The following is a 14,064-nucleotide window of genomic DNA, read 5'->3' as shown; positions in this document are numbered from 1 at the left end:
TCACAGAAAAAACAAAATCAAATGAAAAAGTTATTATTTTCTATCATCATATTGAGCTTGGGGTTTACCTCCTGCAAAAAGTTTTTAGATACTGTACCCACTGATAATTTGGTACAAAAAGATTATTATGATTCTGAAACCAAGCTGATTAATGCTTTGGCCGGTGTGTATTACCCCCTTTCGTTAGGTTCTATGTATGGTGATTTTTTAAACTGTACTTATAATATCTCTGATGAGGCTTTTTATCAAAGAAGCGCACAAACACTAGGTGTAATGGTTTATAATTTCGATTATGCTGATAATACCGTAGCAGCGCTTTGGCAACAGTGTTATGTTGGTATTGAAAGAGCAAATCTGCTTATCGCCAATATAAATGTTGCACAAATGGATGAGGAAAGACGTAAACCTATTTTAGGAGAAGCCCTATTTATGCGCGGTTATTATTATTTCTTACTTGCCAGTAATTTTGGAGATGTACCACTGAAAATAGAACCGACAAAATCACCATCTGCTGAAGATGTACAGATTCCAAGAACTCCTCTTAAGGATGTTTATGCACAGATTTTAAGTGATATGGAAAAAGCTGAAAGCTTAACATCTAAAATTACTGATTTTGGATTTAGTGGTCGTGTTTCTAAGACTGTTGTTCAGGGGATTCTAGCCAGAGTATGTTTAACAATGGCGGGTGAACCTTTAAAAGATGAGTCGAAATACAATGATGCAAGAAAATGGGCTCTAGAAGTAATGAATTCTGGTGATCATAGCTTAAACCCAAGTTATAGACAAACGTTTATAAATATGCATAGAGATGTTTATGAGATCAAAGAGAGCATGTGGGAAGTTGAATTTAAAGGAAATGGCGCTGATGGCAAAGGATCAACAGGTAGAGTTGGCAATACAGGCGGCATCCAGATGCAGGCGACAACAGCTATAGGAACTACAATTGGCTATTCATATGGATTTTTACATACCACTGCACGCTTGTTTAACCTTTTTAAGCCTGGAGATTTGAGACGTGACTGGAATTTAGCTCAATTTAGTTATAATACCAGCTATCCGGACAGATATTACTACAACTATTATACACCTGCGCAAATTTATAACCGTGATGCTGGTAAATTTAGAAGAGAGGCTTATGTATTAGACAATAAAAATCAGAATACAACACCTATCAATTACCCATTGTTAAGATATTCTGATGTGCTATTAATGTTTGCAGAAGCAGAGAATCATATAAATGGACCTACCCCATTGGCTTATGATGCTATTAATCAGGTGCGAAGAAGAGCATATGGCTTAAGTCCAACCACAGTTGGAGCCAGTGTTTCAGTCGTAAATACCATTAACCTGGTAACTACAGGGAATACGGGATACCTTGGTACCTTAAATAACATTCCAGTAACTATTACAGGTGGTGGTGGAACAGGAGCCACAGCTCAGGCTGCTGTTCATAACACATCAGGAAAAGTAACTGCAGTTGCAGTACTTAATCCAGGTAGTGGTTACACATCAGTGCCAACAGTAACAATTGGTACACCGTGGACAACCGGAGTAAACTATACTGTAAATACACAAGTTTTTAATGGAAATAATCTGTATACTGTGACTATTGCTGGTACTTCTACAGCAACAGCTCCCACTCATACTTCCGGTGCTTCATCTGCAGGTGTAACTGGAGCAGTATTTACTTATGTAGGTTTAAGGGCTACTGCTAATGCTACTATAGCAACATCAGTAGTTGATCTAAGTGGTTTGACACCAGGCGATTTTCAGTTGGCAATAGAAAATGAACGTTCTATGGAACTTTGTTTCGAGTCTCTTAGAAGACCAGATTTAATACGCTGGGGGAAATTTGTGAGTACAATGAATGCTGTTGGTACAGAAATCAGAGAGAACGGAGCTTCGTTTTCTTATGGAGGGTTGGCCGGTTCGAATGTGCAGCCAAGACATGTATTGTTCCCAATTCCTTCTGCAGAAACCACAGTAAATAAATTGGCAGTTCAAAACCCAGGTTGGTAATCATTTTAAGATAGAAATTATGAAAATTTTAAATATAAGCATGTTGGCCGGCGTATTGATGTTAGCGGCCTGTGATAAAACACTTGAGGAGAAACAAGTTTCTTTTGATGTGTCAAGTGCAAAAACAAATGGACAGACAAGTGATAGTTTTACAGAAAAGGATACAATTGTATATCAATTCAATGGAAACCCTGATGTGATCACTTTCTTTTCGGGAGCTATTGGACAGCGTTATGAGTTTAAAGATCGCACTTCCGCAAAAGGTGTTCCTCAACTTACATTTAGTACAATAAGAGCTACAGGTACACAGACAAATTCTTTGCAACTACTCGTGTCATCAGATTTTAATGGAGTTGTTGCAAAATCAAAAACAATTCAGGGGGTGGTTACACAAGACACGGCTGCTACAATGGACAATATTACTAAAGCCAATTGGACAGACATCAGTAGTCGCGCTACCTGGTCAACAGGGACTACAACAGCTGTAAGTTCAGGTGTAATTGATCTTTCTGATTTTGACAAGGGAGCACCTGTGTTTATAGCCTTTAAATATACTGCCACTGCTGGAACCATTCAAAATAAATGGACAATCAGTGCGCTTTCTTTAAATAATGTTTTGCCAGATAATACTGTTTATACGCAGGCTAATTTCGCTGCGCCTAATCAAAGTATCACTAATTATGGTGTAAATACGCCTGGCTTAGGATGGTTAAGTACTTATGATGTCGCGAAAAATGCAAACAGATACAGATGGGTTTATAGCGCTGGTATAGCTGCTGCAGGAACATTGGTTATTACTGGAGCTACAAGTGCGGGTGCTGCTACAGCTGGGGCAGAATCCTGGGCGATCATGGGACCTGTAGATTTGCGCAAAGTGTCTCCAGATGCTGGTTTGCCTATCAAAGATATCAACAAATTAATAAATAGCTATCCGGTTGCACCTATGTATACAGAAGGCAAGTATAAGGTGACATTCGTAGCTTCAAATAACACCGTTAACGGTAGTTCATCGGTAGTCAGACAATTACCAATCACGATTACCAAACCTTAGTTCACAATTAGATTATTTATTATATCAAAACAAGACAAATGGAGTTAAACAATCTCAAGAAGAAAAGGCGTTACCTGCTAATGGCAGCGGCCCTGGTCGTTACTGTTTCTACATCTTCTTATTTATGGCTTACACCTAAAACAGAGTTACTTAAGAAAGATTTTTCAGTTGCTGAAAAACAATACCGCAATTTGCTGAAAACTTCAACAGATATTACACAATTTCCACGTACAACCAATAAAGATGGGTCTGTAAGAAGTACAGATGTTTGGGATTGGACACAGGGGTTCTTTGCTGGAGGCTTATGGTACATTTATGAATATACAGGTAAACCGGAATGGAAAGCTGCTGCTACGAAGTGGACTGAAGCTTTAGAACAAGCTCAGTTTTTAACGCAACACCATGATGTAGGTTTTGTAATGTATTGTTCATATGGAAATGCTATCAGATTTGAAAAAGATCCTAAGAAATTAGAATTGTATCATAAAATTCTGATTCAGTCGGCAGAGTCTGCATTAACACGCTTTGATCCTAAAGTTGGTTTGATTAAATCATGGAATACTAAGGCTTCATGGGACAAAAAAACAACCTGGAAATTCCCTGTGATCATCGATAATATGATGAACCTGGAAATGTTATGCTATGTATCTAAATTGACAGGAAATCCGAAATATAAAGATGTAGCAGTAAGTCATGCTCTAAATACAATGAAGTATCATTTCAGACCAGATTTTAGTACTTACCACGTGGTGGATTATGCGCCTGATGGCAAAGTATTACATCAACAAACTAATCAGGGATATTCTGATAACTCTACCTGGGCCAGGGGACAAGGATGGGCGATATATGGCTTTACAATGATGTACAGAGAAACTAAAGACAAAAGATTCTTAAATGCAGCTCAGAAAGCTGCGGACTTCTACATCAATCATCCAAATTTACCAAAGGATAAAATTCCATATTGGGATTTTAATGCGGAGCAAAAAGGATATAAGCCAGATTTTGATTACAATGCTAACAAGCTGTCGTACATTCCCCGTGATGCTTCTGCGGGTTCATTAACTGCTTCAGCATTATTAGAACTTAGTACTTTTGCTAAGGACGGTAAGAAGTATTTTAATCAGGCTGAATTAATGCTGAAATCTTTGTCTGGAAGCGAGTATTTGGCTAAACCGGGTACTAATGGAGGTTTTATCCTGAAACATTCTGTAGGCAGCTTGCCTCATAAATCTGAAATCGATGTGCCATTGATCTATGCTGATTATTACTTTTTAGAAGCTTTGTTAAGGTATCAGAAGATTAAAGGGTAAAAACTGAAAAGCTGGTTTTTCATAGATAAAGGAGGTTAGATTTTACTAATCTCCTTTTTTGGTATATTGGGAATTATATGAAGCAGGAAAAAAAGAATGTTTATAAGAATTGCTCAGTTGAGCAAGTTAGTGTTGGGCGTTCCGGGATTCAATTGTCCGATCCTTTTTATCATATATATTTGTTCAAGGGAAATGGCGGTGTTAATGTTGATTTCACAGACTATGAATTTTCAGGTAACATTGTTTTGTTTACCACGCCTTATCAAACTATAGTATTCAAGGAACCTAATGAGATGCCAGTGCGTAGGCTTCTTTTTCATGGTGATTTTTATTGCATAGAATACCATAAGAAGGAAGTAGCTTGTAATGGTCTGCTGTTTAATAATATTTATGATCAGCCGTTCATTGTATTGAACGATGAGGAATTTTCTGACATGCATGATCTCTTTGATAAGCTGGCTGTGGAATTGGACTTTAGGGATAGCTATTCTCAGGCAGTTGTGAGAGCTTACTTACAGTTAATGCTTGCCTTAAGTAGTAAAGTGAAAAAAGCTGGAACAAACTTCTCTCAAGAGGAAGTGCTCAATCATCCGATAGGGAAATTTAAGGCGCTGCTTGAAGAGCATTTTAAAAGAGAAAGATCTCCCTCATTTTATGCAGAACAGTTGGGAGTGTTACCAAATACTTTTTCAAAACAATGTGCTACTTACTTTTTAAAGTCTCCATCACAGCTGATACATGAAAGGGTAATTTTGGAAGCTAAGAAACAGATTCACCTTACTTATAAGAGTATGAAAGAGATTGCTGCGGAACTTAACTTTGATGATGAGAATTATTTCAGTCGCTATTTTAAAAAGCATGCAGGCATTACACCAACAACTTTCAGAGAGGATGTAGGGATATCTATTGTGGCAGATTTGTCCAGGTAATATCCATATTCGTCCATTGTAAAATGTGGAGCTATTATTCAATTTTGTAAATAAAAAATTGAATGTATATGTTGACTCTTTTAGCAAATTCCCAAAGACAGTTTTTAAATTTAATGCGAATCGCAATCTTCGTGGTAATGGCATGGATCGGCGGACTAAAAGCTTTTCAATATGAAGCTGATGGTATTGTGCCCTTTGTAGCAAATAGCCCGGTAATGAGCTTTTTTTATAATGAGCCATCTTCAGAATACAAAAAGTACAAAAATAAAGAAGGAGAAGTAGTAGAAAAAAATATTCAGTGGCATCAAAAGAATGGCACTTATGTCTTTTCTTATGGCTTGGGAACGGTAATCGTTATTATTGGATTGATTACCCTTGCAGGCATTTTTAATGATCGTTTAGGCCTTATAGGGGGCTTGCTTACTTTTGGAATGTCACTTGTTACTCTTAGTTTCTTAATTACAACACCAGAAACCTGGGTGCCAGCCTTGGGTGGACCTGAACATGGTTTTCCTTATCTTTCTGGTGCTGGCCGTTTGGTTATAAAAGATATCATTATGATGGCAGGAGGATTATTGATTGCTTCTGATAGTGCACAGCGTATGCTTAAAAAATCAAGCGTTTTTTAGATTAAATGCTGCCGGTATCGAGTCAAACTTATGCCTTTCTGCTTCTTAAAGAACTTGTTCAGGTGACTGCCATCGGCAAAACCGAATTCATCAGCCAGTTCATTGATCCGCAGGTCACTGAACTTTAACCGCCATTCGATCAGCCGGATCCTATAGCTGGTAATGAATTGCTGGATAGTTTCTCCGCATTGCTTCTTGAAATAAATACCCAGATAAGCCTGTGAAATTCCAAAAGTCTGACTTATCACAGCCGCAGTCAGTTGATCTGGCATAAAAATATGGCGCTCGATATGGTTGATGATCTGAAGTATGCGCTTATCTGTATTGGTACGGACGTTTTCAGGCCTTATCTTTGAAATGTTCCTTGCCGCAATAACAATCAGTGCATTCACCAGGTTCATGTCCAGATCCTGTTGATAAACACCTCCAAGCTTCATTCCAAACAGTAGCGATTCGACAATCATTTCAACCAGACGGCTGTCATCCTTGCATCGCATTACGCAACCTGATAGATGGGTGGCATAGAAGAGCAGACACTCGAGATGATGAATACTTTTCCAGGGATAGCTGCGAATGTAACTATCACTAAACCGGATCAGCAGGAACTCTGTTACTTCGGTTATTTCAAAAGTATGGCGGTCGTTGGGCGTGAGCAGTAATAGGTTCCCGTCACGATAGGCCATGCGGTTGCCATTGATACTCACGGTACCTTTACCAGAAATGAGGTACACCATTTCAAAGAAACTATACTGCCGGTCACCTAGCGGGCAGTGATCAGTTTTGAGGTATTCCAGCTCCACCTGCTGGTGCATATTTTGTTTGACCATAATACAAACATACCTTTTTATCATAGAAATGAACCGAATAAGCAGGTCTTTTTCGGTCTACTTTTGTTGAAAATGACCTCAAAAATAAAAACTATGTTTAAAGAGAAAAAGAATACATTGACCCTGGCCGCTGTTTGCCTTTCCTCGTTGATGTTTGGACTGGAAATATCAAGTGTGCCGGTATTATTACCAACACTCGAAAAATTACTAAAGGGCAGTTTCAGTGATGTACAATGGATCATGAATGCCTATACCATTGCTTGTACTACGGTACTGATGGCTTCTGGCACGCTTGCTGACCGCTATGGCCGTAAACTTGTTTTTATAGCCGGGTTGGTGCTTTTTGGTATAACCTCTCTGCTTTGTGGGCTGGCTACAGCAATGCCCCTGCTCATCGTTGGGCGTTTTTTGCAGGGACTTGGCGGAGGGATTATGCTGATCTGCCAGGTAGCAATCCTTTCTCACCAGTTCCAAGATGGGCGCGAACGTAGCCTGGCCTTTGCCGCCTGGGGTATTATTTTTGGCATAGGGTTGGGCTTTGGGCCTTTGATTGGGGGTGTGATCCTCACATTTTCAAGTTGGAAATGGGTGTTTTTGGTGCATGTTCCGCTCAGCTTGCTTACACTGGGACTTGCATGGGCCGGGGTAAGGGAATCACGGTCGACTCAAATACAGCGGCTGGATACCTTAGGTATGGTCAGTCTTTCTCTAGCTGTTTTTGGACTGATTTATTACATTACACAGGGACCTGCAATGGGATTTTCAAGTCTTTACGCTCTACTCATTCTGGGAGCATCTTTAGCCTGTTTTCTGCTCTTTTTATATGCAGAAAAGACAAGCGTTCAGCCAATGTTTGATTTTACGGTATTCAAGATACGTGACTTTTCTGGGGCCATCATTGGTTCTATAGGCATGAACTTTTGTTTTTGGCCATTTATAATTTACCTTCCTATCTACTTTCAGGGTGTCTTAGGATACAGCAGCCTTATGGCCGGTACGGTGCTGCTGGCTTATACTTTGCCTACCTTAGTGGTTCCACCACTCGCTGAGCGGCTTCTGATGAAATTCCGCCCCGGCATTGTTATACCATTAGGACTTTTTATTATCGGATTGGGTTTTATATTGATGTGGTTTGGCATCCGTATAGCACCTATAGGGTCATGGACTATGATACCGGGCATGTTGTTGTCGGGCATTGGACTGGGACTGTCTAATACTACAGTTACCAATACTACCACAGGTGCAGTGAGTTCAGATCGTGCAGGTATGGCTTCAGGTATAGATATGAGTGCGAGACTGATCACACTGGCAATCAATATCGCTCTGATGGGATTCTTGTTAAGTAAAGGTGTATTTATCCATTTGAAGATTGCATTTTCAGGAACTTTGGATCAGGTTCAGCTTCATTCAGCAGCTGAAAAAATCGCGGCGGGAAATTTTGCCGGTCTTTTGGAAAAATATCCAGTGATTGGAACTTTAGATCCTGCTGGCGATATTACACATCATGCATTGGCTGGTGGCTTTCAATTGCTGACTTTGTTCGGAGGAATTGGAGTTGTTTTTCTTGCATTGGTCAGCTTCTTTATATTTAAGCCGCAATCTGAAAATGAGTTAACCCATTCGCCCGGAAGACTTGATGGATAAGCTTAAAAAATGTAGCAAATAGACTTCATAGGCCAAAATGGTTGACCTAAAAGCCAATTTACATTGATGCTAATGAATTAATTTAGCCTCCTGATACATTTTAGGAATAATACATGATGAAACAAGGAAGCATCGTATTAGCGGGCTTACTGTTTGTAAGTACAGTCGCAAATGCACAGAAAAAAAATATTTACCATAAAGGATGGGTAGATTTTAATAAGAATGGTAAAATGGATGTTTTCGAAGATCCATCAAAATCTATAGATGCCAGGGTAAATGACCTGCTGAGCCAGATGAATGTTGACGAAAAAACCTGTCAGACCGCCACACTCTATGGCTACGGGAGGGTCTTGAAAGATGAAATGCCAACTGCAGAATGGAAGACGAAAATATGGAAAGATGGAATCGCTAATATTGATGAACAATTAAATAGCCTGCCTTATAATAAGAAAGCAGAAACTCAGTATTCATTTCCCTATAGTAAACACGCCAAAGCCATCAATACTGTTCAAAAATGGTTCGTTGAAGAAACACGCATGGGCATTCCTGTTGATTTTACGAATGAAGGGATTCATGGTTTATGTCACGATCGGGCAACACCTTTCCCGGCTCCGGTTAATATAGGTAGCACCTGGAATAAGGATTTGGTATACAGAGCAGGAAGCACTGTTGGAAGGGAAGCCAGAGCACTGGGTTATACAAATGTATACGCGCCTATACTCGATGTGGCCAGGGATCCAAGATGGGGCAGGGTAGTGGAGTGCTATGCAGAGGATCCATTTTTGATTGCAGAACTTGGAAAGCAAATGACCATGGGTATACAGGATCAGGGGGTTGCTGCAACATTGAAACATTATGCAGTATATAGTGTGCCTAAGGGTGGTCGCGACGGACAAGCACGTACCGATCCGCATGTTGCACCAATGGAGATGCATGAGATGTTCCTGTACCCTTTTAAACGGGTTATTCAGGAAGCTAAGCCGATGGGTATCATGAGTAGCTATAATGATTGGAATGGCGAACCAATTACGGGTAGTTATTATTTTCTGACTGAGTTATTGCGTAAGCAGTATGGTTTTAAAGGTTATGTTGTTTCAGACAGCGAGGCCGTAGAGTTCCTTTCTGGTAAGCATCATGTTGCAGAAGATTATAAAGAAGCGGTAAGACAGTGTATAGAAGCTGGGTTAAATGTACGTACTCATTTTACCATGCCCGAGAATTTTATTCTTCCATTAAGGGAATTGATAAAGGAAGGTGCAGTATCCATGAAGACGCTGGATGAAAGGGTAGGTGATGTACTAAGAGTGAAGTTTAAATTAGGACTGTTTGATGATCCTTATGTGAAAAGTCCAGCAGAGGCAGATCAGAAAGTTAATACTAAAGCAGATCAGGAGATGGCTCTTCAACTCAACAGAGAGTCTATGGTATTATTGAAAAACGAAAAGAACCTGTTGCCTTTAAACATTAATAATTATAAGAATATATTAGTTACAGGCCCCTTGGCTGCAGAGGAGGATTATACAACTAGCAGGTATGGGCCTTCTAATAACCCTATCATCTCTATTTTGAATGGGATTAAGGCTTTCGTAGGAAAGAAGGCAAATGTGAGTTATAGTAAAGGATGTGATGTGATTGATGCGACATGGCCTGAAAGTGAAATCATTCCAACAGCATTGACCAGAGAAGAGCAGTCTCAAATTGATCAGGCTGTAGCTGATGCAAAAAATGTAGATGTTGTTATTGCAGTAGTGGGAGAGACAGATAAGCAGGTTGGAGAAAGTAAATCGAGGACCGGATTAAACTTGCCTGGTCGACAATTACTTCTTTTACAGGCTCTCTATGCAACTGGAAAACCAGTGGTGATAGTAATGGTAAATGGACGGCCGTTAACAATTAATTGGGAAAACCGCTATTTGCCCGCAATTTTACAGGCAGGCTTCCCGGGCCCATCTGCCGGAAAAGTGGTTGCAGAAACTTTATTCGGAGAAAATAATCCTGGAGGTAAAATAACCATGACTTATCCAAAATCGATTGGACAGATTGAACTTAATTTCCCTTTTAAACAAGGTTCTCAGGCTGCACAAGGAAAGAAAGATGATCCAAATGGTAATGGTACAACAAGGGTACTTGGAGCATTGTATCCATTCGGTTATGGATTAAGTTATACCAGTTTTGAATATAATAACCTGCGTCTAAATGAAACAGAGGTTCGCCAACAGGCATCAGTAGCAATAAGTGTGGATGTGAAAAATACAGGATCGCGTAAAGGCGACGAGGTAGTACAGCTATATTTAAAAGATGTTGTGAGCAGCGTCACTACCTATGAATCTGTTTTAAGAGGATTTGAACGGGTAAGTCTGGCACCTGGAGAAACGAAGACAGTAAAATTTAATTTACAACCTGACGACCTGGCGATCCTCGATAAAAATATGAACTGGACAGTTGAGCCAGGAAAATTTATTATAATGATAGGCAGTTCGTCGGAAGACATCAAACTGAAAAGAGAATTTACCGTAATAAAGTAACAGGATTAGCCATTGGGACAGTTTTTACACCGTTTCCCTTCCTTATACTTTTCACAGCATTCCTTTTTCTTTTTGTCTTTTTTCTTCTTTTTATCTTTTTTCTTTGACATGGTGTGTGTGGGATAATCATTAAACAAAAAAAAGCACTTACTGTTTTGCATTTTGCAGGAGTAAGTGCTTTTTATAATATGGCCGGAATACCGGAACTAAGCTATATTAAGCTTCTTCGTATTTAATCTGACCAACATGTTTGTCGATCTGCCATCTGCCAGTTCCTTCTTCGCCAATAACGTCAAACAATTCTAGTGCTCTTCTAGCTTTGTATTCTTCTTCTCTTTGTTCTTTAAAGAACCAATTTAAGAATTCAATAGTAACAAAGTCTTGCTCTTTATAGCAACGTGCAGCAATATTTTTGATAGATTGAGTAACTGCAATTTCCTGCTCTAAAGCCTCTTCAAAAACCTCACGGAATGAATTGTATTCAGCTTTAACATTAGTAATCTCAGGAGAAATTGAATTACCACCCATATCTAAAACATATTTAAAGAATTTCAGTTGGTGTTGTCTTTCTTCTTCAGCTTGTTTAAAGAAATAATCTGCAGAAAAGTCATAACCGTTACGGTTACACCATGAAGCCATTGATAAATATATTGCTGAGGAATGAGCTTCTTTTTTTATTTGTTGATTTATAAGTGTCTCTACATCTGATGAGAGTAAACACTTAACACGCATAATGTCTTTCATTGTATATATGTATTAAGTTCTATTGTTCGTATTTCTTAATACAAAAATACTGCTAACTATTTAAAATAGTGAAAATAAGGCTAATATGGAAAGAATCTAATTCTAGTAAGATTAGATAATGATGCGATGTAGACGATCGTAAATAATGTGATTCAATTCTAACATCACAAAAGTTCCTTGCAGAAGCTCCTTTAAAGCAATGATTTCCAGTAAGGATAACACATAGCAATGATCGCAGGCACAGATAAAGATAATCTCTACATCCGGTGATTTTTCACTGTTTAAGAGGATGTCTTCAATATCAATATTATAAACAGCCTTCTTTAATTTTAAAATATTACGATAATCGAAGCGCGCCAGTTTCCCTGCAAAATCAATATACCAGCAATTCTCAGCGTCAGACTGATAAATAGAACCTGATTTAGTGCTAAACACTTCAACAAAATCGATAGTTGGCTGAATGGTTAAATCTTGCATATTAAAAACTGATTAGCACAAAGGTGATTATTATTTAGATTTATTCCAAATCAAACTAGATTATTTTTAATTATTATCAATTAATTGCTTTTTTTTACTGACTTTTGGATCTGTTTTGTCAGTATGATGTGGAAGTAATTATTCTAAATAAAAGCTAAACACCTTTCTAATTAGAAAATTGCATTGTATTTGTACTGCAAGAACTAACTTTACAGAATTATGGCTCAAGGTTTGCTTCAATCGTTACGGACGAGAAAGAGCCTTTGTGTTTTTGATACCTCTAAGAGACAATTTATGAAATTAAGCCTTATTCATGGAGAACAAAGCTGAAAATATATCCATACCCGAAGAAGAAGTAGAAATAAAGGGGCCAGGAAAACTGGCTCGTATGTTCTTGACTTTATACGATGTTTATAAATTCATAGCCCGCTTTTTTAAAGAAGGTTTTCTTCCTCCTTATGAATGGAAAGAGTTGTTTAGACAATGTTATGAAATTGGTTATCGTTCCGCATTGCTCATTTCTACCACTGGATTTATTACTGGTATTGTATTTACTAAACAATCACGTCCATCATTATCTGAGTTTGGAGCTACCTCTTGGTTGCCCTCATTAGTGGGGATCGCTTTACTTAGGACACTTGCACCTCTGTTAACGGGACTTATTGCCGCCGGTAAAGTGGGTTCAAGTATTGGTGCTGAATTGGGCTCTATGCGGGTTACCGAACAGATAGATGCCATGGAAGTTTCGGCCACTAATCCTTTTAAGTTTTTAGTTACTACCCGGGTCCTTGCTGCCACCATTACCATTCCGATTCTTACTTTTTATACAGCTATGGTGGGAATGCTGGGTGCTTTACTAAACGTTTCTTTAAGTGAAGGTACCAGTGCTAAGGCATTTTTTCAATCTTCATTGGAACAAATTACTTTTCTCGATATTACGGCTTCAACAATTAAAGCTGTTTTATTTGGATTTACAATAGGTATGGTAGGTTGTTATCAGGGGTATAATTCCTCAAAAGGAACTGAAGGTGTTGGAAAAGCAGCCAATTCTGCCGTAGTTATAGCGATGTTCCTGATCTTCATTGAAGAGGTAGTTTCAGTACAGTTTTTCGGTTTATTTAGAGGCTAAGCATTATGATGGAAGTAAAACCTGTACTTAAAAACACCGAAAAGGTGATTGAAATCAAAGGCTTGAAAAAGTCGTTCGGAAATTATCATGTACTTAAAGGAGTAGACCTTGACCTATTTAAAGGAGAAAATCTTGTAGTACTCGGGAAATCCGGGACAGGGAAATCTGTATTGATAAAAATCCTTGTTGGTCTCCTTAGCCCTGATGCAGGCATGGTGAAAGTATTGGGCCAATATGTTGATCAGATATCTTATAAAGAATTATTAAGCCTCAGGTTAAAGGTAGGCTTCTCTTTTCAGAATAGTGCGCTATATGATAGTATGACGGTGAGAGGGAACCTCGAGTTTCCCCTGGTGAGAAACCAAAGAAACCTGACTAAAGCTGAGGTAAATATGGCGGTAGAGGAAATGCTGGATGCTGTTGGTTTATTACAAACAATTAACCAAATGCCATCGGAGTTGTCGGGCGGACAAAGAAAAAGAATTGGTATTGCCAGAACTTTGATCTTACGGCCAGAAATTATGCTTTATGATGAACCAACTGCAGGCTTAGATCCTATCACCTGCCTGGAAATAAATAACCTGATTAATGAAGTGCAACAGCGCTTTCATACCAGCTCTATTGTGATCACGCACGATTTAACTTGTGCTAAAGCAGTTGGAAACAGGGTAGCAATGCTTTTGGATGGACAGTTCCAGCGTATCGGCCCATTTGAAGATGTATTTAACACAAGCGACGAAAGGGTGAAACCTTTTTATGATTATAATTTTATTCAATAAT

12 protein-coding genes are annotated in these 14,064 nt (G+C 38.8%); 9 read left to right on the top strand and 3 right to left on the bottom strand.

Annotated elements, in window-relative coordinates:
* The first annotated feature begins 21 nt into the window (after positions 1 to 21).
* From WC623_RS00980 to rclC, 5 genes are all read left to right on the top strand, one after another.
* Positions 22 to 2,019, top strand: coding sequence for a RagB/SusD family nutrient uptake outer membrane protein (locus WC623_RS00980; RefSeq protein WP_372847666.1), 1,998 nt, complete (start codon positions 22 to 24; stop codon positions 2,017 to 2,019).
* Positions 2,020 to 2,038: 19 nt separating this feature from the next.
* A complete protein-coding gene (locus tag WC623_RS00975; RefSeq protein WP_372847665.1) occupies positions 2,039 to 3,070 on the top strand; it encodes a DUF5017 domain-containing protein in 1,032 nt (343 codons plus the stop codon).
* Positions 3,071 to 3,108: 38 nt separating this feature from the next.
* On the top strand, positions 3,109 to 4,380 hold the full coding sequence (locus tag WC623_RS00970; RefSeq protein ID WP_372847664.1) for a glycoside hydrolase family 88 protein: 1,272 nt from the start codon (positions 3,109 to 3,111) through the stop codon (positions 4,378 to 4,380).
* A 77-nt stretch (positions 4,381 to 4,457) separates the two neighbouring features.
* The gene (locus tag WC623_RS00965; protein ID WP_372847663.1) at positions 4,458 to 5,309 is read left to right on the top strand and encodes a helix-turn-helix domain-containing protein; all 852 of its coding nucleotides are present in this window, start codon (positions 4,458 to 4,460) and stop codon (positions 5,307 to 5,309) included.
* A 62-nt stretch (positions 5,310 to 5,371) separates the two neighbouring features.
* The gene (rclC, locus tag WC623_RS00960; RefSeq protein ID WP_372847662.1) at positions 5,372 to 5,938 is read left to right on the top strand and encodes a reactive chlorine resistance membrane protein RclC; all 567 of its coding nucleotides are present in this window, start codon (positions 5,372 to 5,374) and stop codon (positions 5,936 to 5,938) included.
* On the opposite strand, the gene WC623_RS00955 is transcribed toward rclC, so the two are convergent.
* The gene (locus WC623_RS00955) at positions 5,935 to 6,765 is read right to left on the bottom strand and encodes a helix-turn-helix domain-containing protein (RefSeq protein ID WP_372847661.1); all 831 of its coding nucleotides are present in this window, start codon (positions 6,763 to 6,765) and stop codon (positions 5,935 to 5,937) included. The two genes, rclC and WC623_RS00955, sit on opposite strands and share 4 nt — an antisense overlap.
* On the opposite strand from WC623_RS00955, the gene WC623_RS00950 reads away from it, so the two are divergent.
* A complete protein-coding gene (locus tag WC623_RS00950) occupies positions 6,754 to 8,409 on the top strand; it encodes an MFS transporter (RefSeq protein ID WP_372847660.1) in 1,656 nt (551 codons plus the stop codon). The genes WC623_RS00955 and WC623_RS00950 overlap by 12 nt on opposite strands.
* 113 nt (positions 8,410 to 8,522) lie before the next feature.
* Positions 8,523 to 10,934: a glycoside hydrolase family 3 N-terminal domain-containing protein gene (locus WC623_RS00945; RefSeq protein WP_372847659.1), complete on the top strand. Its 2,412-nt coding sequence runs from the start codon at positions 8,523 to 8,525 to the stop codon at positions 10,932 to 10,934.
* A gap of 216 nt (positions 10,935 to 11,150) precedes the next feature.
* On the opposite strand, the gene WC623_RS00940 is transcribed toward WC623_RS00945, so the two are convergent.
* Positions 11,151 to 11,678: a ferritin gene (locus WC623_RS00940; RefSeq protein WP_349784513.1), complete on the bottom strand. Its 528-nt coding sequence runs from the start codon at positions 11,676 to 11,678 to the stop codon at positions 11,151 to 11,153.
* A 111-nt stretch (positions 11,679 to 11,789) separates the two neighbouring features.
* A complete protein-coding gene (locus WC623_RS00935; RefSeq protein WP_372847658.1) occupies positions 11,790 to 12,155 on the bottom strand; it encodes a hypothetical protein in 366 nt (121 codons plus the stop codon).
* A 313-nt stretch (positions 12,156 to 12,468) separates the two neighbouring features.
* On the opposite strand from WC623_RS00935, the gene WC623_RS00930 reads away from it, so the two are divergent.
* Complete coding sequence (locus WC623_RS00930; RefSeq protein WP_372847657.1) at positions 12,469 to 13,284, top strand: MlaE family ABC transporter permease; 816 nt, start codon at positions 12,469 to 12,471, stop codon at positions 13,282 to 13,284.
* A 5-nt stretch (positions 13,285 to 13,289) separates the two neighbouring features.
* Positions 13,290 to 14,063, top strand: a complete 774-nt coding sequence (locus tag WC623_RS00925) for an ABC transporter ATP-binding protein (RefSeq protein WP_372847656.1) — start codon at positions 13,290 to 13,292, stop codon at positions 14,061 to 14,063.
* Position 14,064 lies beyond the last annotated feature (1 nt).

It is taken from the genome of Pedobacter sp. (genome assembly GCF_041645105.1).
Taxonomy (GTDB): domain Bacteria; phylum Bacteroidota; class Bacteroidia; order Sphingobacteriales; family Sphingobacteriaceae; genus Pedobacter.
This window is presented reverse-complemented; position numbering and strand designations above follow the sequence as displayed.